The sequence below is a fragment of the Streptomyces sp. YGL11-2 genome (assembly GCF_050054615.1).
Taxonomy (GTDB): domain Bacteria; phylum Actinomycetota; class Actinomycetes; order Streptomycetales; family Streptomycetaceae; genus Streptomyces.
On the sequence record NZ_JBNHIN010000019.1, the window covers coordinates 1 to 20151 of the forward strand.

Here is a 20151-nt window from a genome sequence, read left to right on the forward strand (position 1 = left end):
TCGATCGGCGACGAGGATCCGCCCACGCTCCTGGTCGACGAGGCCGACACCCTCTTCGGCACCACCAAGGCGGCGGAGAAAAACGAGGAAGTGCGCGGCCTGATCAACGCGGGCCATCAGCGCAACCGGCCCACGCTGCGGGTGGTCGGACCAGAACACAAGCCGACCAAGTTCCCCACCTTCGCCATGGCGGCGCTCGCCGGGATCGGCGACCTGCCCGACACGGTCATGGACCGGTCGGCGGTCATCCGCATGCGTCGCCGAGCGGGGAAGGAGAAGGTGGCGCACTTCCGCACCGCCCGCGACACCCCCGCCCTGCACGCGATACGTGACGGCCTCGCCGCGTGGCTGAAGCCGCTGTTCCGGCAGGCGATGGACATGGAGCCGGCCATGCCGGTAGAGGACCGCGCGGCGGACACCTGGGAACCCCTGGTGACCATCGCCGACCTCGCCGGCGGCGAGTGGCCCGCGCAGGCCCGCACCGCCTGCCGCGCCATGACCGACTACGAGGCCGGGCAGGACGAGCAAGGCGGTCTGCGCACTCGCCTTCTGGTGGGCATCCGCCGTGCCTTCGCCGCCGAGAACGATCCGCCGGTGCTGCGCACGATGCGCCTGCTGGAGCACCTCAACGCGGACAAGGAAGCGCCGTGGGCGGATTACAGCGCAGACGGTCTGACCCCGCGCGGCCTCCAGATACAGCTGAAGCCCTACGGGATCAACGCGTCCAACCGTCGCTTCCCCGACGGCACTCAGGCCAGGGGCTTCACTCGCAACCAGTTCCTCGACGCCTGGGAGCGCTACTGCCCAGAGCCGAAGCCCTCGGCTGGGCTCGTCCAACAGGCCGCCGAGCCGTCGCCCGGCACCGAAGCCTGACCCGCCTCGACTCGTACCACCCGTCCCCGTGCAGGTCAGCGCGGGGACGGGTGCCCGACCCGCAACGGGTCGAGTCGACATCACCACGCCACTCGTACCTGCTCTGACCAGGCATGCAACGAGTGGTACGAGTCACCGCACCGCACGGCGGCCACCCCTCCTCGCGCTGGTGGCCGCCGTCCGCCCCGACCTGGAGTACCTCCGCTTGACCTCCCCCAGCACCACCGCGCCCGCCATACGGGGCACCGTTGCGATCCGTGCCGGCGTTGCCCTGCTCGCCGCGTTCGCCTTCGCGCTCTCCTACGATGCCCTGCGGCAGATGGCCGTCGCCATCCATATCCGCGGGCTGCTCACCTACGCCTTCCCACTCGTGATCGACGGGTTCATCGCCATCGGCGTCGGCGCCCTGCTCATGCTGCGCACCGCCCCACTACGCTCCCGGGTGTACGTGTGGGCCCTCGTCGGCCTGGCCACCGTGACGAGCATCTGGGCCAACGCCCTGCACGCCGTACGCCTCAACGAGCAAAGCCCCCAAGGCGACGGCCTCCGGCTCGGCGACCTCACCGTCGGCGCCCTGTCCGCCATCGCGCCACTCGCCCTCGCCGGCGCCGTCCACCTCTACATCGTCATCCGTCGCCACCCCACGCCCCACCCCAAGGAGGACGACGTCACCGAACGCCACAGGCCCATCAGCCGCAGCCACAACCACCTCGACAGCGCCGCGGCCGCTGCCCTCGTTGGCGAGGCCCACGGTGCACAGGAGCCAACTGTTCCCGATGTGGCTGGAGGTCCCGCCGACGCGGCCTCGGACACCACCGATGTGGCTACGGCCCTGCAGCCCTCCGCCAAGCCACAAGGCCACGAGCCCAGCGAGATCCCCGTCGAACGGCTCGCCATCGCCCGCACCGCGCCGCTGGGACGCAACGGCCGCGCCTCGCGCCGCCACATCGAAGACACCTTCCGTAGCAGGGGCCTCACCATCGGCAGGAAGGAGGCGGACAAGATCAAGGACATCCTCCAAGCCGAACTCGACGAAGCCGCCTCCCAGCGGCAGGACGACATCAGCGCAGCTTCCGCCCGCACCGCCTGATCCCCGCCGTCGCGCCGACCGCCCCCAGCCTCCCGGCTCGCCCCGTGTCCCCGCGCAGACCAGCGCGAGGACACGGGGACCGCGCGGCATCGAAACCAGCAACCCATGGAGAACCGACCCATGCACGACCCGCACCACGAACTCCCCAGCCCCCAGCAGGAGATGGCCACCGCCCTCAACAGCGCAGCAAGTTGTCGGGTAAGGAGTCCTTACCCGGCCTCCGCCCCTGGGGAGGCGGAGGCATCCGGCGCCGAGGGGGCGCCGGAGTCGGCCGGCCCTGGGGAGCCGACCGAGGGAGGGGCCATCGCACCGTCGTCGAACGTGCCGCAGAAGTCCGCTCCGCGTCGTCGACTTCGTGACCAGCAGCTGCGCGAGCATCGCTTCCACCCCCGCTACAACGACGACGAGTTCGACCTCGTCCGAAAAGCCGCTGACCTGAGCCACATGGCACCAGGCGGCTATGTCGCCGAGAGCTCGCTCGCGGCTGCACGCGCCGACGATCCCACCGCAGCCGTCGCCGACTACCGCGCCATGGTGAAAGCGTTGATGGCCGCCAACGGACAGCTCGGCAAAGTCGGCAGCAACCTTAACCAGCTCACCTGGCACCTCAACAAGGACGGCGACTGGCCACAACCGGACCTCGTGCAGCGGCTGCTGGAGCGCGTCGAGGCATCGATCGCCGAAGTGGACGCCGCCGTCGCCCGGGTGACTACGGGGCGGTGAGCTGGTGATACCGAAGATCATCCTCGGCAAGGGCCCGAAGGCCACGCGCCGCACGATCGGCTACCTCTTCGGCAAGGGCCGGGCCAACGAGCACATCGATCCGCACCTCGTGGCGTCCTGGAACGACTTCGCCCCCGACCCCGGCCGCAGCCCGCACCGCGACCCGAAAGACGTGATGGACCAGCTCGCCGCACAGCTCGACCAGCCCGTGCAGATGCTGGGCGAGCAGGCACCTGAGTTCACGGTGTGGCACTGTCCCGTCCGTGCCGCGCCCGAGGACCCGATCCTCACCGACGAGCAGTGGGCCGTGATCGCCCGCCGGATCGTGGCCGCCGCCGGCATCGCCCCCGAGGGGGACGAGGAAGCGTGCCGCTGGGTGGCAGTCCGCCACGCCGACGACCACATCCACATCGCCGCCACCCTCGTCCGCCAGGACGGCCGCCGCCCCCAACGCGATTACGACAAGCGCGCCGTCCAGAGCGAGGCCCGCAAGATCGAAGTGGACTACGGGCTCAGGCGGCTCAAGCCCGGCGACGGCACAGCCGCCAAACGCCCCACCAGCAAGGAGCACTTCAAGGCCAAGCGCCAAGGCCAGGACGCCACGGCCCGCGAGGTCCTGCGCATGCGCGTACGCCGCGCGGTGGCCGCCGCATCCAGCGAAGCCGAGTTCTTCGCACTGCTGGAGGCGACTGGCGTAACCGTGCGGCCCAAGACCGAGCCGTCCGGCGACGTGACCGGCTACAGCGTCGCCCTGCCAGGCGACGTCAACAAGCAGGGCGAACCCATCTGGTACGCCGGCTCCACCCTCGCCGGCGACCTCTCCCTGCCCAAGATCCGCCAGCGCCTCACCGACACCCACCCCCAGCCGGTCGCCGCCCAGCCCGGCGATCCCTGGCACCAAGCCACCGCCGCCACCGAACGCATCCCCCACCACCTCATCCACAGCGGCGATCACGTGGCTCAAGGACAGCTCGAAGCGCTCGGTGGCGCACTGGACCTGCTGCCTCTCACCGCACCAGCTGCGGTGAAGACCGAACTCGAACGGGCCGCCGCCGTCTTCGAGCGCGCCACCCGCTCCCGCATCACCTCCGACCGCGACAGCACCCGCGTCCTGCGCCGCAGCGTCCAGATAATCTGGCGCAACCCCACCCCGGCAGGCGACGGGTCCGGGCTGGCCATGCTGCTGGACACCGCGCTCACCGCATTGGCCTTCGCGATCCACTGGCACCGCAAACACCAGCACGCCCAGCAAGAGGCAGCAGCCCAGCAGGCTCTCGTCCACCTGCACACCGCTTACGCCCAGATCGCAGAGCCGGCGCTCGACAGCCTCGCCCGCCGTGCTCCCGGCCTGGAGACCAAACGCCGCCTCGCCCAGCACCTCCAGCAGGCGGTACCCGAGCACGCCGAGCGGATCCTGCAGGACAGTGCCTGGGACGCGCTCGCTACCGTGCTCGCCGAGGCAGAGGCGAGGGGACACGACGCAGCCACCGTCCTCGACCAGGCGCTGGGCCAGCGCACCCTGGACGACGCCCGCAACCCCGCACGCGCACTGACCTGGCGCATCCAGCGCCTCGGCCAACGCCACGCCCCCAGCCCCTGGGCGCAGGCGGCCAAGATGCAGAGCACCACACACCGCCCCACCGCTGCTCCGGCCCACCCGGCAGCAGCCGTTCCGTCATCGCAGTCGGCACGAGGGCGGCGGCGCTGATCACGTCCGGGTGGGCAGCTGGGGCGTGAGCAGTTCCAGCGCCTCCTCCCAGCGGAAGCGGTCGGCTCCGCCGCCCGCCTTGGGCCGGTGAGGCTCGTACGCCCCGATCAGGACGCCCATCTCGCGCAGCCGGTCCAAGCTCTGCCGGTACGCGGGGTGGGCGGCCTGGGCCGCGTTCAGGTACGGCAAAACGGCGGTCGGAATACCGAAGCCGTACGCCTCGCACAGGATGCCCAGGGCCAGGGTGTCGGAGATCCCGGCGGCCCACTTGTTGATCGTGTTGAACGTGGCCGGGGCGACCGCGATGACGTCGGCGGGCGGCAGGGGGCGGGGGTCGCCGGGTGAGCGCCAGGCCGAGCGGATGGGGTAGCCGGTCTGCGCCTCGATCGCCGTCGTGTCTATGAAGCCGAGGCCCTGTGGGGTGGCGATGACACCCACGTCCCAGTTCGCCTCCTGCGCAGCCGTGATCAGCTTGCCGACGTCGCCGGCGATTCCGGACGCGCACACGACGACGTACAGGAACGGCTTCTCGGTCTGCTGGTCAGGCTGATCGCTCACGCGGGGACTCCCAGTCGACGGCTGAAGTGATGCAGTTCCGGCAGGGTACGACGGCAGTCGCGGGCGGCCATATCGGCAACCAGTTCTCGGACGGCGGGGCGGCGGATGTCCTGAGCCGCGCAGCTCTCGGCGATGCGCAATGCCTGGTAGCCGTCGGCGAGGCGGCCCTGCTGGCTGTAGGCGCGGGCGGCCTCAACCCACAGCGCAGCCCGGCGCTCGGGCACGGGGATGTGGCGACGCATGAGGGGGCGGGCGGCCTGCAAGGCGATTCCCGCGTCCCTGAAGGCGACGGCCGCGCTGACCCCGTGCAGGGCCACGTTGGTCGGGCTGAAGTTGGCCCAGGCGTCGGGGCGGTCGAGGGCGACGTAGCGGGCGACTTCCTTCGCCTCGGTGAGGAAGTCCTGGGTGGCGGAGCGGTCGTCGCCGGTGCTGGCGGCGGTGACGCCGCGCAGGAGCAGCAGGCCGAGCGCGGCGAGGTACTTCGGGGAGCGCTGGTCGTACGCGCCCGTGAGCTGGTCGGCGGTGTGCCGGACGAGAGTGATGGCCTGGGCGGTGTGGCCGTCACGGGCTAGGACATGGGCGTGCACTCGGACACTGGACGCAAGCACCACCGGATCGCCGGAGCGCTCGGCCTCGGCCATGGCCCTGCCGACCGCGAGCCATGCGTTGCCGTGATCGCTCTGCTTGAGCAGCAGGCTCGCCGAGGTCTGGTAGGCCGTGGCCAGCAGCCCGGACAGGTCGGTCGAGCCAGGGGCGTCGCCGATGGCTTGCCGTAGCTGCCCGATCAGTCCGGGCAGCGTGCGCTCCAGTTGTGTGTAGTGGCAGGTGCAGAAGAGGCGGCGTGCGGCTGCGACGTGATCTCGCATCTCCGGCAGGTCCGGTATGGGGCCTGTTGCCGCAAGGCTCGGGCCGGGGAGAAGGGAGTGGATCAGATCCTGATGTGCGCCAGCAGACGTGGTCGGGGCCGCGAGGGCGGCGATGCCCGCGGCGAGGAAGGTACGGCGGTGCATGTCTTCTGTCTCTGGGTCGGAGGGAGTGGCATCCGGAGCAGCAGCGAGACCGAGGTGGTGCGGAGGGATGTCCAACACCCGCGCGATCTCGCGCAACATAGGGACGTCCTGGACACCTCTGCCAGCTTCCAGGCGGCTCACCTTGGACTGGTGATACCCCAGTGCAGCGGCGACGTCCTTCTGCGAGCGCCGCTGTAACACGCGTGCCTGACGGATCACTTCGCCGATCCGTCTCGCTTCGCTCTGCGCTTCGGCCATCTGTGCCACGGCTCCCTCCTGCCGTCGCCGATCCTGCCTGCTCAACCGAGCGTAATGGAGAGGCAATTGGCCGTAATGCAGCTCCTGCATAAGTGATGCAGCCCCAGCACACAGCCTGGTTCCCCTTGCCCCTGGAGCGGTTGCGTTGAACAGCCGCACCCATCCAGGAGGCCGCTCATGGAAGTGCACGACATCCGGTTGCCTGTCTCCGGCACACCCGCTGCCGCGGCGTCGGCGCGACGTCAGCTGGTCGCCGCGATGCGCGGCTGGGGCCTGCCGGCCGACAGCGATGCACTGCATGCCGCCGAGCTGATGGCCGGCGAACTGCTCTCGAATGCCGTGCAGCACGCGGGCCCGCGCGCGATCACCGTGGCCGCCCGCTGCGACGGCAACGCCATACGGGTCGAGGTCAGTGACAGCAGCCGCGATCTGCCCCTCCCCCGCTCGCCCACCGAGGACGACGAACACGGCCGGGGCCTGTTCATCGTCGCTGCCCTGGCCGACCGGTACGCCGTCGAGCCGACCGCGTCTGGCAAGCGGTGCTGGGCCGAAGTTCGCCTGCAAACAGCCTCAAGTGCCCACGTTGCACTACAGGTTCCTATTCCGAGGAGATGACCGTGACAACCACCCGGACGCCAGCCATTACCTCCGAGGTGATCGCTATCCGCCCCGGCTCGCCGCTTTCCGGGGCCGTGACCGTCGACGGCTCGAAGAACGCCGCTCTGCCGCTTCTCGCTGCGGCAGCCGCCCTGCGCCAGCCCGTCCAGCTGTCCAACGTCCCGGCCAACGACGACGTCCAAGCCATGCTCATGCTGCTCCAGCACGCCGGCCACGGCATCACCCGTCCGGTCGGCCAGCCGAACACAGTCCTGGTCCTGTCGAGCGACGGCATGCACGTAACGCCGGGATTCCACGAAACCGCTGCCCGAATCCGTGCCTCGTACTACCTCGTTCCCGCCCTCCTCGCCGTTCACGGGCGGGCAGTGCTGCCCTGGCCGGGCGGCTGCCGAATCGGTGCACGCGGGATGGAGCAGCACTTCAGGGTGTACGAGGCGTTCGGCGACCGCACGATCGTGAACGACCACGGCTACAGCGTCGAGGCCGGGGAGACGCGCACCGGCTCGGTATTGGTGATGCTGCCGTTCCGATCCCGCGGCGCGAGCATCGCGGCAATGCTGCGCGCCGTCGTCGCCGGACGCCCGCTCCGGCTGGGGCAGCCGAACCTCTCGCCCGAAGTCCTGAGCGTCCTGCAGGCGCTCCAGGTGGCGGGTTGGGAGACCTGGGCCGACGATCGCGTTCTCGCCCTGGCTCCGCCCGCCTCCGCATCACACGAGCCGGTGGCCTGGGCAGTCCCCGGGGACAAGGTCGAAGCAGGCACCCTGGCCTGCGCCATCGCCACCACCCGCGGAAACGGCCGCATCGAAGGCGTACGCAGCAAGGACGTGGCACCCATGGTGGCCGCATTGCGCTGGCTCGGCATTCCCGTCGATGCCCAGCAGGACGCCCTCACCATCCGCGCCGAGCACACCAGGCCCACCCATCAGCCCCTGCGAGCCATCGCCTCACTCTCTCCCGGCGGGCTCGACGCCGACTTCGAACCAGCCTTGATGGCCCTGACATTGGGAATGCCCGGCACCCACCTCTTCGCCGACGCGATCAACCCCGGACGTCACGGCAACCTGATCCCCCAACTCGCCCGCCTCGGTGCCGACATCCACGAGACCTCACCCACCCAGTGCCGCCTGACCGGGCCGCAGCAACTGACCGGTGCCGGAGTAGAAGCCACCGACATCCGTACCGGCTCCGCCCTGCTCATCGCCGGCCTCACCGCCCGCGGCGTCACGACCCTCGGCGGCCTCGAACAGCTCCGCCGAGGCCACGCCGACCTTCCCACCAAGCTGCTCGCACTCGGTGCCGACATCTGCGAGGTCACCCCATGACCGGTCCACGCGCCCTGCGACGGATCGTGGCCACCACCGATGTCCACTCCTCGTTCGACAACGCCCTGCCGATGCTGGCCCATTTGCACGCCATCCAGCCGGAGACACTGATCGTCGATTGCGGCGACTTCTTCGAAGGCAGCGGCTACTGCCGCCTCGGCCACGGCCGCATCGAAACTGCGATCCTCCTCGGCCTCTACGACGTGATCGCGCCGGGGAATCACGGCTGGAGCCACCACTTCGAACCCCCGCTCCGGGACATCACCGTGTGCGCGAACGCCGTCGACGCCGCCACCGGCGAACCACTCTTCCGCCGCCTGCACACCGCCCGCATCGGCGAACGGCGCGCCGCCATCACCGCGGTCATCGGCCAGCAGGCGTTCCACTCCATCCCCGTCAACCAACGAGCAGGCCACCGAGTCACAGATCCGGCCCAGGCTCTGCGCGAAGTAATGCTGGCCAATCACCACGAGGTCGACTCCTGGATCGCGCTGAGCCACTCCGGCTTCGACGAGGATCTCAAGCTGGCCGTCGCCTGCCCCTTCCTCGACGTGATCTTCGCCGGGCACTGCCACAGCGACCAGTACGGCCCCATCCAGGTGGGCGAGACCCTCGTTCTCAAGGGCTGCGAACTCGACGTCGGCTACGCCGTCGCCGAACCGTCTTCCACGCGATGGACCGCGCACACCGCCCGCTTCCCCGACACCGCCGGCACGGCAGCACTACCACCCCAGCTCGCCTCCGCCCATGACCGGATCGAAGACCTCAGAGATCGCCTGGCCCTGCCGATCGGTGCCATCGCCGAGCCCTACCGAGACCAGGTTCTCGAACGCCGCCGCCTCCTCGGCGAACTCGCCAGCCGACTCCACACCGCTTTCGGCGCCGAAGCCGTCATCCTCAACGAGACCGCCCTTCGCCCCACCCAGCTCGACGACGTCCTCACCTTCGGCGACCTCCTCGCCATCGAGCCCTTCAACAACCAGCTCGTCCACGCCCGCATCCCCGAAGCCCTACGCGACGGCCCCGGCTTACTGCGGTCCCACCTCACCGACAGCGCGGGCCCCTTGGTCACCGAACCGACACCGCTGCCGCCGCATCTGCCGACCGTGCTGACCACCGACTACCTCGCCGAGAGCTACCTGGACGGCCGCACCCACCAAGCCGGCCTCCGCCTCCGCCAGGCCCTCCAGCGGATCCTGACCGAAGGACCTCACCGATGATCCTCACCGGCCCCGAGATCACCGCAGCCGCAGTCGACGGCCGCCTGTGCATCACCCCCTTCGACGATGCGCAGGTCAACCCCAACAGCTACAACGTCAGCCTCGGCGCGACCCTGCTCACCTACACCACCCCCGTCCTCGACGCCCACCGGCCCAACCCGACCCACCGGATCGAGGTCGGCGCCGACGGCTACGTCCTCAAACCCGGCCAGCTCTACCTCGGCCACACCGTCGAACAGGTCGGCTCCGATGCCTTCGTCCCCCTCCTCTTCGGCCGCTCCTCCGTCGGCCGACTCGGCCTGTTCGTAGAAATCACCGCCCCCATCGGCGACATCGGCTTCCACGGCCAGTGGACGCTGATGCTCTCCCCGATCCGGCCCTTACGCGTCTACGCAGGCATGAAGATCGGGCAGATCATGTTCTTCGTGGCCGTCGGCCCCATTGCCGCGTACACGGGCAAGTACCAGGCAGCCACCGGGCCCAAGCCCTCCGCCTACTGGCAAGACCTCGCACCGATGGAAGCGGTGGCACCGTGATCCTCACCGGCCCCGCCATCGCCGCCGCCCACACCGCGGGCGAGATCACCATCGACCCCTACGACCCCAACAGGCTCTCTCCCAACGCCTACGACTGGCGTCTCGGCGACGAACTGCGCATCTGCGACGGAGACCTCGACGCCGCCACCCCCACCTCCTCCACCCAAATCACCATCCCCCGCACGGGATTCGTCCTGGAACCCGACTTGCTCTACCTCGGCGTCACCCACGAGAAGACCGGCTCGGAGACCTACGCACAGCTTCTCAACGGAGACCGCACCACCGGTGCCCTCGGCATCTGGGTCCACGTCTCCGCCCCGCTCGGGCACCAAGGCCACGCCATCCGCTGGACCCTGGAAATCCGCGCCAGCCAGCCGGTCCGCATCTATCCCCACATGACTTTCGGCAAGCTCGTCTTCCTGCAACCCCTCGGCGCCACCGTCAGCTACCAGCAGCACGGCCTCAAGTACACAGCCAGCCAAGGAATCGAGACCTCCCGCCTGTATGAGGAAACCTCAGGAGGCCGACCATGAACACCAAGGTCGCCACAGCCCTCGACCTCCCATTCCCCTGTCCCGGCGGCAGCGTCGAGCTCTTCCTCGACCTCTACACCGGAGACAAGCCCCTCATCCCCGCTCGGGCCTTCATGCTCGCCCCCGCCGACCCCAGCCCCCGACTGCCCGCCGGGCTCCACCTGTTGCCAGTCGTCGGCAAGTGCCTAGAAGGGCCGGCCTTCCACCGCTACGTAGCAGCCCTCCAACGGGCGCTGACCGAGGCAATCGCTCCAGACCAAATCGGCGCCCTTCACCTCCAGCACCTCACCTTCGGCGCCACCCCCGCGCTGATCAGGGCCCTGCCCGAACACCCACGGATCGCGCTCGTGCACGGCACCGACCTGCTGTTCGCCGAAGCCCACCGCGACCAGCACAAGGCCCTCACCGAGTCCGTGCGGCTCGCGGACGCCATGGTCGTGCCGACACCGGCCATGGCCGACCGGCTCCTGCGTATCGCGCCTGCCACCGACCGCACGAAGATCACCCACATCCCCTGGGGCATCCCAGACCAGCTCCTGGTCCACCCGCCGCTCAGGTCACCTCGCCCGCCCGGCAGCCCGTTTCGACTGCTGTACGCCGGTCGGCTCACGCCGGAGAAAGGCGCCGAAAACCTGCTGCTAGCCCTGGCGGCCGTCCAAGGCGTCGAGTTGAGCATCGCCGCCCCGCAAGACCAGTTCCACACCCTCACCCGCGCCGTACGGCAGTCCGGCGTCAAGATCCGGTACCTCGGCTGGCTCCGTCGTCCACAGCTGTGGAGAACATTCACCGAGCACGACCTGCTCGTCATGCCCTCCACCACCCTCGAAGCCCTGGGCCTGGTCGCCCTCGAAGCCCAAGCCTGCGGCCTGCCCGTGCTCTATCAGCCCGTCCCCGGCCTGACCGACACGCTCGCCGCCTCCGGCACCGCGACCGACTTCACCCGCCCCGCAGCGGTTGCCCGAGACGTCGACCGCCTCCGTACGACCCCGGGGCTGCTGGCCGCCTTGCGGCAGGCCGGGCGAAGCAACGCCGTCCGCTACCCGCTCAGCGCCACCGCCAAGAACCTGACCGAACTCGGCCACCGGATCAGTTGACCACCCCCGCCACGTTCCCCGGCCTGGCCCGCCCGCGTCACTACGCTGACGGGCGGGCCTGCACCGCGACATCGGAGACGTTTATGGAAGACAGCACCGACCGGATCAAGCAGCTCGTTGCGGACGGCGTCCGCGACAAGGTCTACCCCGGTGCGGTGTGGGCCGTCGGCAACGCAGCAGGCACGAAGGCCGCGGGCACCGCCGGCGTCCTCGACCCCGCCGAGCCGGACATCCTCGTGCGACCGGACACAGTCTTCGACGTCGCCAGCCTGACCAAAATCCTGGCCGTCTGGTCCACGATCGGCGCCCTCTGGGAAGACGGCGCCCTCCCCCTCGACGAACCCCTCGGCAGCTTCTGGCCCGAGGTCACGGCCTATCCCCTCGGCCAGGTCACCACCCGCCAACTGCTCACGCACACCGCTGGCGTACCCCTGCGGGCCCAGCTCAAGAACCTCTACGGCACCGACCCGGCCGCCATCCGCGCTGGAGTCCTCCACGAAGCCCTGCACCGGCCACCCGGCGAGGCCGTCGAGTACACCGACCGAGCCGCGCTCATCCTCGGCTACCTCGCCGAACACCTCACCGGCCAGAGCCTCGACCAACTCGCCCACACCCGCATCTGGCAGCCCCTGGGCATGACCCACACCCGCTTCGGCCCGCTGCCACCCGAGCCGACCGCCCGCTGTGCCCCGACCGAGCTCGACGAAGACACCGGCCGCCACCTCAAGGGCACCGCCCACGACTTCTCCGCCCGCCTCCTCGACGGCGTCTGCGGCATCGCCGGCACCTTCTCCACCCTCGACGACCTCGCCCGCTTCCTGCAGTACATGCTCGACCCCACGACCGCCCCCACAGCACCGGGATTCGGACCGAACTGGGTCGAGGAATCGCTCAACGTCCAGACCGGCCCCCTGGAGCCCGTACGCGGCCTCTTCTGGCACCCCGCCCCCGGCACCGACCCCGCCAACCGCACGTACGTGCACTACGGCTTCACCGGCACCGGCATGTGGATCTCCCCCAAACGCGGAACCTGGGCCGTCCTGCTGACGAACAAGCTCTACTACACCCGCGACCGCGAACCGCTGACCCGAATCCGCAATGCCTTCCGAACCCTGATCTTCAGCTGAAGAAGCTGCGCGATCCGAGCCCGGCGTCCTGCTGGTCCTCTGCAGCCGAGTCGGCGGCAGGAAGGTTCTCCAGCGTGGCGGCCACAGCCTGCGCAACCGCCTCGAACCCAGGGGCGACGTGCTGGGCCTGCTGCTGCGTCTGCGTCACGTTCTCGTTGTTCCAGGCCAGCTGAGCGCCATCGGCGCTGCCGTGGATGAAGGGGCCGTTGTAGATCGACCGGCAGCGCTCGGTGAGCAGAGCGCCAATGACACCAGCCCGGTCGCAGCTACTTCCTCAACGGCAGCTGACGCTCCACGGCGTCAGCCTCGACCGAATCCAGGCCGACCGGGCCCTGAGCTACCCCCTCGCCCCAGGCGTGGGGGTAGCTGGGCGGATGGTCAGCGGGAGTGGAAGCCGATGGTGCCTGTCGCGAGGTCGTATCGGACGTCGACGGAGGCGTAGGCGGGCAGTCCGGCGAAGGCCGAGCCGGCGCCTGCGGATGCGGCGGAGCCGGCGAGGTGGGCCTGGAGGCTGGGTCCGGTGGTGTAGGTGTGCGACCACCTGCCGCGAGCGGTGCTGAGCCCGACCGTGGTGTTTGCAGGCACTTGGCCGGCCGGGGTATCCGACGTTTCGATCTTGAGAGTGGGGGTGCCGGTGTCGAACATGGTCGGCTCGCATGTTTTGCCGCCGGGCAGCGTGGCCAGGGTGAAGCAGGCCGGAATCCGTGGGTTCCACGGCGGCGGGACGTCCGATCCCTTCGACGGTGGCGTGCCGGTCGAGGACGGCTTGTTGGCCCGTGACCGCTCGGTTTGGAGCTTGACCTCGGTGTACCCGGCGGCCGGGACGCCCAGCAGCAGGCTGGACTTGCCGGCGGGGTCGTAGTGGATGGCGAAGGTGCGGCCGATCCCACCTTGCAGTCGCCACAGCGGGTTGACCAGGCCCTGGCCAGCGGATTGCACACCGATGCCCAGGATCCCGTCGTATTGGCCGCCGAACATCTCGGGCTTCTTTCCGTTTGCGGCCGGGCAGTTCGGGTGGTTCTGCGCGCACGTGCTGCCGGTGACCAGCTCGATCGGGATGGGCCCGCTGGTCTGGTAGGAGCCGAGGTGCACGACGGCCTTTGCGAGGTCACCGGTCGTCTGGGTGCCGCTGCCGAAGGAGCCGCCCCCCGCCGGTTTCGGGCCGATCTTCTGAACGGCGGAGGACGGCACCTTGTCGGCGACCACCCGCAGCCCCGTCGAGCCGGTGTCCACCAGCACCTTCAGCGTCTTGCCGCCGATCGAGACGTCCGCGATCAGTCGGCCGTCGGGGCCGGGTGTGGTGGCGGTGAGCGGAACCGTCCCAGCTGCCCGGGGCGTGCTCGCCGGGCTGGCGGACGACGCTGCGGCCCCGCCATGCGTCGTCGACGGCTTGGGGTGCCCGCACCCGGTCACCAGCGCCGCCATCCCGATGGCCAGCGCAACCACCGCCGCCCTCGCGCTCCTGCTACCTGCTTTGATCATGGATGCCCCTTCCTGGCGGCGACGGCCCGGCGCGTGCGCGGCGTCCTGGGTATGCCGGTGCGGTCCGTCACCTGTTGCGTACCGTCCGCGCACAGCCGTGCCTTCCCTGCTCGTGCTGCGGCGACCGGTGCCTGCTTCGGTGTCCTGGCCCAGGAAACCCAGCCGGGCTGACGGATCCAGGCCGAGAACCTGACCATTGCCTGACAGTGCCCGGCCCGCCGGGCAGAGCCGGGAGCACCCAGGTCACCGTCGTGGTGGAACCGGTGGACGTGGAGGCGCGTTGCGGTGGTGGACACGAGAGAATGCCAGTGGTGCCCGACATGTATGCCGTCCAGCCGACCGATGGCCTGCCGTTGCCCCGAGGAAGCGGGCAGCGGCTGCTCATCGTGGACGACGACCCCAGGATCACGGAACTACTTCAGACCACCCTGAGCCTGGCCGGCTACCGGGTCTCAGCCGTCGGCACCGGCTCGCAGGCCCTGCGCGCCTGCCAAGACGAACCGGCGGATCTGCTGGTCCTGGACGTCATGCTGCCCGACATGGACGGCTTCACCGTCTGCCGCCGCCTGACCGAGCAGGGGACGCGCCTGCCCGTGTTGTTCCTGACCGCCAGGGACGCGGTCGAGGACCGGCTTACCGGCTTTGCCATGGGCGCCGACGACTACCTGACCAAGCCCTTCAGCGTCCCCGAGCTGCTCTTCCGGGTCAACGCGCTGCTGCGCCGAGCCGGCACTACCGCCGCCGAGCCCACCGAGCAGCTGCGCTTCGCCGACCTGACCATCGACGAGCCCACCCGGCGGGTCCGCCGAGGGGAGCACCTGATCGCGCTGACGCCCAGCGAGTACAAGCTGTTGCGCTACCTGCTGCTCAACGCCGACCAGGTGGTCTCCAAGGAGCAGATCATGGACCACGTGTGGCAGCACCGTTTCGGCGAGGGCATCGTGGAGAAGCTCATCTCCCGCCTCCGCACGAAGATCGACCGGCAGCCGCCCGCCCTGATCCACACCGTGCGCGGCTTCGGCTACAGCCTGCGGCTCCCCGGCAGCCCGTAACATGCCCGGCCTGCCCCGCTCTCACCGCGGCTCCCTCCGCGCCCGACTGACCATCGGGGTCGTCCTGCTGACCGCCGTGGGCATGCTGGCGGTCAGCCTGGCCTCCCTGTTCGGGCTGCGCCTCTACCTCCTCAACGCCGCGGACAACGGGCTGGCCAAGGCCCGCACCGCCATCCAGCACATCCAGCACCGACCAACCGCCCACGTCGTCCAGCAGGCGAACCTCGCCTACCTGAGCCCCAACAGTGACTACGTCGCCCTGCTCGACCAGCACGGCCGCATCATCGCCCAGACCCCAGCCCACGACCTGGCCGGCCAGCCCGTACCGCACCCCGCCCTGCCCAACCCCGCCCCCGACACCTACGCCACCCACCCCGCAACCGTCGGGCCCACCGGCGGAAGCGGGCCCCAGTTCCGCATCCTGCGCTTCCCCGCCGGCCCCCACGCCGCCATCCGACCCGCACCCGGAGCACCACCACACCAGTACGCCACCGTGCTCCTCGCCAGAAGCCTGGGCCCCGGCGAAGACGCCCTGCTCTGGCTGACCGGCACCAACACCATCGCCGCCCTCACCGCACTCGCCGCCATCGCCCTCCTCAGCCGCAGCATGCTGCGCATCGGCCTACGCCCCCTGCGCGAGGTGGCCCACACCGCGACCGCCATCGCCGACGGCGACCTCGACCAACGCATCGCAACTCCCCAACCCCACTCCGAAATCGGAGAAGTCGCCACCGCCCTCAACCGCGCCTTCGACGAACGCCAACGCTCCGAAGAACACCTCCGCCAGTTCCTCGCCGACGCCTCCCACGAACTGCGCACCCCCCTGACCACCATCCGAGGCTGGGCAGGGCTCCACCTCCACGGCCTGGCCCACGACCCCGAACTCCACCAACGCGCCATGCAACGCATCGAGGACGAAGCCGCCCGGATGCACACCATGGTCGAAGACCTGCTCCTCCTCGCCCGACTCGACCAGGGCCGCCCACTGGCCACCGAACCCGTCGACCTCGGCCACCTCGCCGAAGACGCCGCCACCGCCGCCCGCCTCCTCGACCCCCACCGGCCGATCACCCTGCAGGTGCAGGGCGAGGTGTTCGCACTCGGCGACGAAGACCGCCTCCGCCAAGTCCTCAGCAACCTGCTGAACAACGCACTCCACCACACCCCACCCGGAACACCGGTCTCCGTGACCGTACGCCCACTACCCGGCGACACACTCGAACTGGCCGTCACCGACCAAGGCCCCGGCATGGACCCCGACACCGCCAGCCGCATCTTCGAACGCTTCTACCGCGCCGACGAAGCCCGCACCCCCACCAGCGGCGGCACCGGCCTCGGCCTCAGCATCGTCAAAGCCATCACACAAGCCCACGGCGGCACCATCACCCTCCACACCACACCAGGCCACGGCACCACCTTCACCATCACCCTGCCCGCCGCACACTGAGCCGGACCACACCCCCCACGGCGGCGACAGCCAGCCTCAGCTCCCTGGGAGAAATCTGGGAGAAGACCTTCTCCCAGAGCCCCTGCGACACCACGCCAGACCAACCCAGGCCAATCCTCTGACCTGGGCACGGCGACGAACTCGTCGTCGGGACCGCTGGCGCGCCCTGGTGAACCGAGGGATCCTCCCGTCCCGCCCGTTGTGGCTGGTCGACGCGGTCGGGGGCGACCCGGTACGTGGCCTGGGAGGCGGCCCCGCCCTATTGCCCGGAGCGCTCGCGGAGGTCGAACGGTACGGCAGGTCAGACGGCGACTCCCTCATCTTCCGGCACCGGGAGGCCGGTCCACGGCAGGTCCGTGCCCGGTGGATCCGTGGGCGTGCCTGGAGCGTCCCGCCCGGGGAAGCCACCCCGTGTCAGGGCCAACAGCGGAGCCGCCTTCACGGCCGTCTCCTCGTACTCCGCCATCGGCTCGGAGAGCGCGACGATGGCACCGCCGACGCCGTAGCGCACCCTTCCGGGTGTCACCACGGCGGTGCGGATGACGATGCTCAGATCGGCCGCCCCGGACAGGGAGAAGTAGCCGATGGCGCCGGAGTAGACGCCGCGGGGCCCCGCTTCGAGACGGTCGACGATCTCCATCGTGCGGATCTTGGGGGCCCCGGTCATCGAGCCCCCGGGGAACGCGGCGCGGACGCACTCCACGGCGCTCCGGCCGGCTGCGAGGCGCGCCCGGACCGTACTCACGAGCTGGTGAACGGACGCGTAGCTTTCGACGTCGAAGAGCTTGGTCACCTCCACCGAGCCAACCTCGGCGCACTGCCCCAGGTCATTGCGCACGAGGTCGACGATCATCAGGTTCTCGGCGAGGTCTTTCTCGCTCGTACGCAGCTCCGCCACCAGCGCGGCGTCCTCCCGTGGCCCCGCGCCGCGCGGCCGGGTCCCCTTGATCGGTCTGGACTCGGCCGTACCGTCCCGGGAGACGCGGAGAAACCGCTCAGGGGAGGTGCTCAGTACCGACAGCCGGCCGAAGCACAGCAGCGCCCCGAACGGCGCGGGGCTGGTGCGGCGCAGGAACCGGTAGCCCTGCCAGGGGTCGAGGTCTCCGTCAGCCTCGGCCATGTTCGTCAGACAGACCTCATATGTCTCGCCCGCCGCGATCTCCTGCTGGCACCGCCCGATCAGGTCCAGATAGGTCTCGCGGTCGTGGCGCAGCCGGACGGGAGAGAGCGGGGCGGGCGGGTCCGGCTGGTGCGGCATGACGCCGGCGATCGCGTCCAGGGTCTCGGCGGCGGCGTCGAACCAGGCTCGCGCGGTGTCGTCCGTATCCCCGGCGCCCTCGCCATAGTCCTCCGCCAGCGCGAGTAGGTATGTAGTCTCCGTCAGATGGTCGAGGACCAGGGCCCGGTCGGTGAAGATCATCGTCGCGTCGGGCTCCTCGGAGCGATGCGCACGAGCCCCGCCGCATTCGGCCTTGAGCTCATAGCCGAGGTAGCCGACCCACCCCAGCGCGAATTCGAAGGGCAGCTCGGGGACTTCGGTACAGACCCCGCGCAGATCCGCGTCCAGCCACTCCAGGAATTCACCGGTCACGACATGCGTACCGGCGGTGGACCGTACGGTCACCGTGCGGCGGTGCACATCGGCCGTGGCCACCCGGGCGAGCGGCCCCGCCGCGTCCCCCATGACCGAGAAGCGCCCCAGCGAGGGGTCACGGCGGCTGCTGTCCAGCCAGAACACGTGCTCGCTGCCGCGGAACAGCGCGTCGAAGGCAGTCTGCTCGTCCCAGCGAGTAGGTAGTTCCTCGACCAGCACCCGCAGCCGCCGGTCCAGTGTGGGCGGCGTGGGCGCGGAAAGCTCGGCGGGCGTGGCGGCGCTGGGCCCGAGCACCGGTATCGCCCGGACCCGCTGCGCTATTCGCAGCAGGCTCAGGTCCCGGAAGTTCGCCAGCAGTTCCTGCCCGTACTGGGTGGCCACCGACTCGGGATGGAACTGCACGCCCCACAGGGGACGGTCGCGGTGGCACAGGCCCATGAGGATCCCGTCGGGCGTCCAGGCCGTCGCCGCCAACTCCTCCGGCAGTGCGCTGACTGCGAGCGAGTGATATCGCACCGCCTCGAACGGCAGGGGCAATCCTTCGAACAGGCCGGTCCCGTGGTGCAGCACCGGTGAGGTACGGCCGTGCCGGGGTTCCGGGGCGCGTTCCACGGTGGCGCCGTGCTGGAGCGCGATGCCCTGGTAGCCGAGGCAGACCCCGAGCAAGGGCAGGTCGCAGCGGTCCACCAGCTCCCGGCAGATGCCGAAGTCGGCCGCGCGGGCGGGGGTTCCCGGACCGGGTGAGAGCACCACGTTGTCGAACTCGGCGAGTCGGCCGAGCCGCCACGAGGGGTCGTCGTTGCGGACCACCACCGGCTCCTCCCCGTTCACCCGGGCGAGGAAGTGGAAGAGGTTGTACGTGAAGGAGTCGTAGTTGTCGACGATCAGAGTGCGCACGGCTGCTCCGCGGCGAGCCGTGCCGCACTGCTGGTTGCCCGGCCGCCGGTCACCTCCCACAGCATGTGCCGGACCACGTCCCCGGCGTCGGGCACGGTCACGCTGCGCAGCAGCCTCAGCTCCCGCCCGGTCTCTCGTGCGAGGCGTCGCAGTGCGGTCAGGTCGCCGCGGCTGGAGAAGTGCAGCAGGGCCCGACCGCCCTGGGTGAGACGGTCCGGTGCCTCTGCCAGGTAACGGCGGTGGGCCGCGTACCCGGGATCGACGTAGGCCCGTTCGTGGACTGAGCGGTAGCGGTAGTCCGGCGGGGCGAGCACGAAGTTGGAGTGCCAGTAGACGGTGTCCAAGCGCTCGTCCGCCGGGAGGCCGGCGAAGAGGTCACTGTTGACGGCACTGACGCGGTCGGTCACGCCGTGCCGTGCCGCATTGAGTGCCGCGTTCCGTACCGCGTTGGGGTTGATGTCCGAGGCGATGACTCGTTCGCAGCCGGCCAGCGCGGCGCTGACCGCGATGGTGCCGGTGCCGCACCCGATCTCCAGCAGCGAGCCTGTCCATGGCCACGACGGGGCCCCGGACAGGCCCAGCAGAACCATGGCGACGGCGGTCGACGCAGTGTGCGTTGGGTCGAAGACCTCGTCCAGCAGGTCCCATTCGCGGCCGTTCATGATGAAGACGCTCGGGCGGTCCTCCCGGGTGAGGGAATCCCAACTGCGCTGGAGTGAGTTTCGGTAACTCCGGACTTCTGACATCAGGTCCCCTGTTTTCCGGTGGCATCAGGACCTGTGTCCCCGTGCATCACATCGTTGGCCGGGCGCCACCTCAGCACCCTCGTTGATCATGACGCGAGGTAATAGATTAGCAAAGGTGATCTCCCCACACTTCCATCACTTGATCCGGTGCTCCGGTCACCATCCCTGCGCCACCTACTCCCGCAGCACCGGAGCGGTCCGCCGCCGCGCGGTGGCGCCGAAATCGCCAATTTGCCTATTTCTAGTAGCCTGAGCCAACGATT

General features: G+C 70.0%; 19 protein-coding genes. 13 read left to right on the plus strand and 6 right to left on the minus strand.

The genetic code is table 11. The annotated features are described in order from the left end of the window. The 4 genes from ACO1BR_RS22010 to ACO1BR_RS22025 form a co-directional block, all read left to right on the plus strand. On the plus strand, nt 1-873 hold an 873-nt coding region (locus tag ACO1BR_RS22010; RefSeq protein ID WP_426796795.1), incomplete at its 5' end, for a DUF3631 domain-containing protein. Nucleotides 874-1078: 205 nt separating this feature from the next. Next, a complete protein-coding gene (locus ACO1BR_RS22015) occupies nt 1079-1963 on the plus strand; it encodes a DUF2637 domain-containing protein (protein WP_426796796.1) in 885 nt (294 codons plus the stop codon). Nucleotides 1964-2068: 105 nt separating this feature from the next. Then, a complete protein-coding gene (locus ACO1BR_RS22020; RefSeq protein ID WP_426796797.1) occupies nt 2069-2686 on the plus strand; it encodes a plasmid mobilization protein in 618 nt (205 codons plus the stop codon). 4 nt (nt 2687-2690) lie between these two features. Continuing rightward, complete coding sequence (locus tag ACO1BR_RS22025) at nt 2691-4394, plus strand: mobilization protein (protein WP_426796798.1); 1704 nt, start codon at nt 2691-2693, stop codon at nt 4392-4394. Here ACO1BR_RS22025 and ACO1BR_RS22030 read toward each other — a convergent pair whose 3' ends face one another. Further along, complete coding sequence (locus tag ACO1BR_RS22030; protein ID WP_426796799.1) at nt 4395-4952, minus strand: flavoprotein; 558 nt, start codon at nt 4950-4952, stop codon at nt 4395-4397. It abuts the gene before it with no gap. Further along, nucleotides 4949-6220, minus strand: coding sequence for a helix-turn-helix domain-containing protein (locus ACO1BR_RS22035; protein ID WP_426796800.1), 1272 nt, complete (start codon nt 6218-6220; stop codon nt 4949-4951). The genes ACO1BR_RS22030 and ACO1BR_RS22035 overlap by 4 nt, the downstream gene beginning before the upstream one ends. A gap of 177 nt (nt 6221-6397) precedes the next feature. Between ACO1BR_RS22035 and ACO1BR_RS22040 the strand changes: the two genes are divergently transcribed. The 7 genes from ACO1BR_RS22040 to ACO1BR_RS22070 all read left to right on the plus strand — a co-directional run bounded on the left by ACO1BR_RS22040 (nt 6398) and on the right by ACO1BR_RS22070 (nt 12670). After that, nucleotides 6398-6835, plus strand: coding sequence for an ATP-binding protein (locus ACO1BR_RS22040; RefSeq protein WP_426796801.1), 438 nt, complete (start codon nt 6398-6400; stop codon nt 6833-6835). After that, nucleotides 6832-8160: a UDP-N-acetylglucosamine 1-carboxyvinyltransferase gene (locus ACO1BR_RS22045; RefSeq protein ID WP_426796802.1), complete on the plus strand. Its 1329-nt coding sequence runs from the start codon at nt 6832-6834 to the stop codon at nt 8158-8160. The genes ACO1BR_RS22040 and ACO1BR_RS22045 overlap by 4 nt, the downstream gene beginning before the upstream one ends. Next, a complete protein-coding gene (locus ACO1BR_RS22050) occupies nt 8157-9380 on the plus strand; it encodes a metallophosphoesterase (RefSeq protein WP_426796803.1) in 1224 nt (407 codons plus the stop codon). Before ACO1BR_RS22045 ends, ACO1BR_RS22050 begins: the two co-directional genes overlap by 4 nt. After that, on the plus strand, nt 9377-9916 hold the full coding sequence (gene dcd, locus ACO1BR_RS22055; RefSeq protein WP_426796804.1) for a dCTP deaminase: 540 nt from the start codon (nt 9377-9379) through the stop codon (nt 9914-9916). The genes ACO1BR_RS22050 and dcd overlap by 4 nt, the downstream gene beginning before the upstream one ends. Continuing rightward, complete coding sequence (locus ACO1BR_RS22060) at nt 9913-10449, plus strand: dCTP deaminase (protein ID WP_426796805.1); 537 nt, start codon at nt 9913-9915, stop codon at nt 10447-10449. Before dcd ends, ACO1BR_RS22060 begins: the two co-directional genes overlap by 4 nt. After that, a complete protein-coding gene (locus ACO1BR_RS22065; RefSeq protein ID WP_426796806.1) occupies nt 10446-11543 on the plus strand; it encodes a glycosyltransferase family 4 protein in 1098 nt (365 codons plus the stop codon). The genes ACO1BR_RS22060 and ACO1BR_RS22065 overlap by 4 nt, the downstream gene beginning before the upstream one ends. An 83-nt stretch (nt 11544-11626) precedes the next feature. Further along, nucleotides 11627-12670, plus strand: coding sequence for a serine hydrolase domain-containing protein (locus ACO1BR_RS22070; RefSeq protein WP_426796807.1), 1044 nt, complete (start codon nt 11627-11629; stop codon nt 12668-12670). On the opposite strand, the gene ACO1BR_RS22075 is transcribed toward ACO1BR_RS22070, so the two are convergent. After that, on the minus strand, nt 12663-12818 hold the full coding sequence (locus tag ACO1BR_RS22075) for a hypothetical protein (protein WP_426796808.1): 156 nt from the start codon (nt 12816-12818) through the stop codon (nt 12663-12665). The two genes, ACO1BR_RS22070 and ACO1BR_RS22075, sit on opposite strands and share 8 nt — an antisense overlap. Before the next feature lie 230 nt (nt 12819-13048). After that, nucleotides 13049-14152, minus strand: coding sequence for a DUF3443 family protein (locus tag ACO1BR_RS22080; protein ID WP_426796809.1), 1104 nt, complete (start codon nt 14150-14152; stop codon nt 13049-13051). A 320-nt stretch (nt 14153-14472) separates the two neighbouring features. On the opposite strand from ACO1BR_RS22080, the gene ACO1BR_RS22085 reads away from it, so the two are divergent. Together ACO1BR_RS22085 and ACO1BR_RS22090 are read left to right on the plus strand one after the other, a co-directional pair. After that, nucleotides 14473-15204 (plus strand): response regulator transcription factor, encoded by a 732-nt coding sequence (locus ACO1BR_RS22085; RefSeq protein WP_426796901.1) that lies wholly within the window; start codon nt 14473-14475, stop codon nt 15202-15204. Nucleotide 15205: 1 nt separating this feature from the next. Next, the gene (locus ACO1BR_RS22090) at nt 15206-16651 is read left to right on the plus strand and encodes a HAMP domain-containing sensor histidine kinase (RefSeq protein ID WP_426796810.1); all 1446 of its coding nucleotides are present in this window, start codon (nt 15206-15208) and stop codon (nt 16649-16651) included. A gap of 301 nt (nt 16652-16952) precedes the next feature. Here ACO1BR_RS22090 and pabB read toward each other — a convergent pair whose 3' ends face one another. Next, on the minus strand, nt 16953-19142 hold the full coding sequence (gene pabB, locus ACO1BR_RS22095; protein ID WP_426796811.1) for an aminodeoxychorismate synthase component I: 2190 nt from the start codon (nt 19140-19142) through the stop codon (nt 16953-16955). Continuing rightward, the gene (locus ACO1BR_RS22100) at nt 19130-19804 is read right to left on the minus strand and encodes a methyltransferase domain-containing protein (RefSeq protein ID WP_426796812.1); all 675 of its coding nucleotides are present in this window, start codon (nt 19802-19804) and stop codon (nt 19130-19132) included. The genes pabB and ACO1BR_RS22100 overlap by 13 nt, the downstream gene beginning before the upstream one ends. Between the last annotated feature and the right edge of the window lie 347 nt (nt 19805-20151).

What these genes read in the sequence shown, in the direction of transcription:
- ACO1BR_RS22020 (WP_426796797.1), top strand. Translation starts at nt 2,069, where the DNA reads ATGGAGAACCGACCCATGCACGACCCGCACCACGAACTCCCCAGCCCC.
- ACO1BR_RS22090 (WP_426796810.1), top strand. Translation starts at nt 15,206, where the DNA reads ATGCCCGGCCTGCCCCGCTCTCACCGCGGCTCCCTCCGCGCCCGACTG.
- ACO1BR_RS22040 (WP_426796801.1), top strand. Translation starts at nt 6,398, where the DNA reads ATGGAAGTGCACGACATCCGGTTGCCTGTCTCCGGCACACCCGCTGCC.
- ACO1BR_RS22065 (WP_426796806.1), top strand. Translation starts at nt 10,446, where the DNA reads ATGAACACCAAGGTCGCCACAGCCCTCGACCTCCCATTCCCCTGTCCC.
- ACO1BR_RS22070 (WP_426796807.1), top strand. Translation starts at nt 11,627, where the DNA reads ATGGAAGACAGCACCGACCGGATCAAGCAGCTCGTTGCGGACGGCGTC.
- ACO1BR_RS22080 (WP_426796809.1), bottom strand. Translation starts at nt 14,152, where the DNA reads ATGATCAAAGCAGGTAGCAGGAGCGCGAGGGCGGCGGTGGTTGCGCTG.
- ACO1BR_RS22100 (WP_426796812.1), bottom strand. Translation starts at nt 19,804, where the DNA reads ATGAACGGCCGCGAATGGGACCTGCTGGACGAGGTCTTCGACCCAACG.
- ACO1BR_RS22045 (WP_426796802.1), top strand. Translation starts at nt 6,832, where the DNA reads ATGACCGTGACAACCACCCGGACGCCAGCCATTACCTCCGAGGTGATC.
- dcd (WP_426796804.1), top strand. Translation starts at nt 9,377, where the DNA reads ATGATCCTCACCGGCCCCGAGATCACCGCAGCCGCAGTCGACGGCCGC.
- ACO1BR_RS22085 (WP_426796901.1), top strand. Translation starts at nt 14,473, where the DNA reads ATGTATGCCGTCCAGCCGACCGATGGCCTGCCGTTGCCCCGAGGAAGC.
- ACO1BR_RS22050 (WP_426796803.1), top strand. Translation starts at nt 8,157, where the DNA reads ATGACCGGTCCACGCGCCCTGCGACGGATCGTGGCCACCACCGATGTC.
- ACO1BR_RS22035 (WP_426796800.1), bottom strand. Translation starts at nt 6,220, where the DNA reads ATGGCCGAAGCGCAGAGCGAAGCGAGACGGATCGGCGAAGTGATCCGT.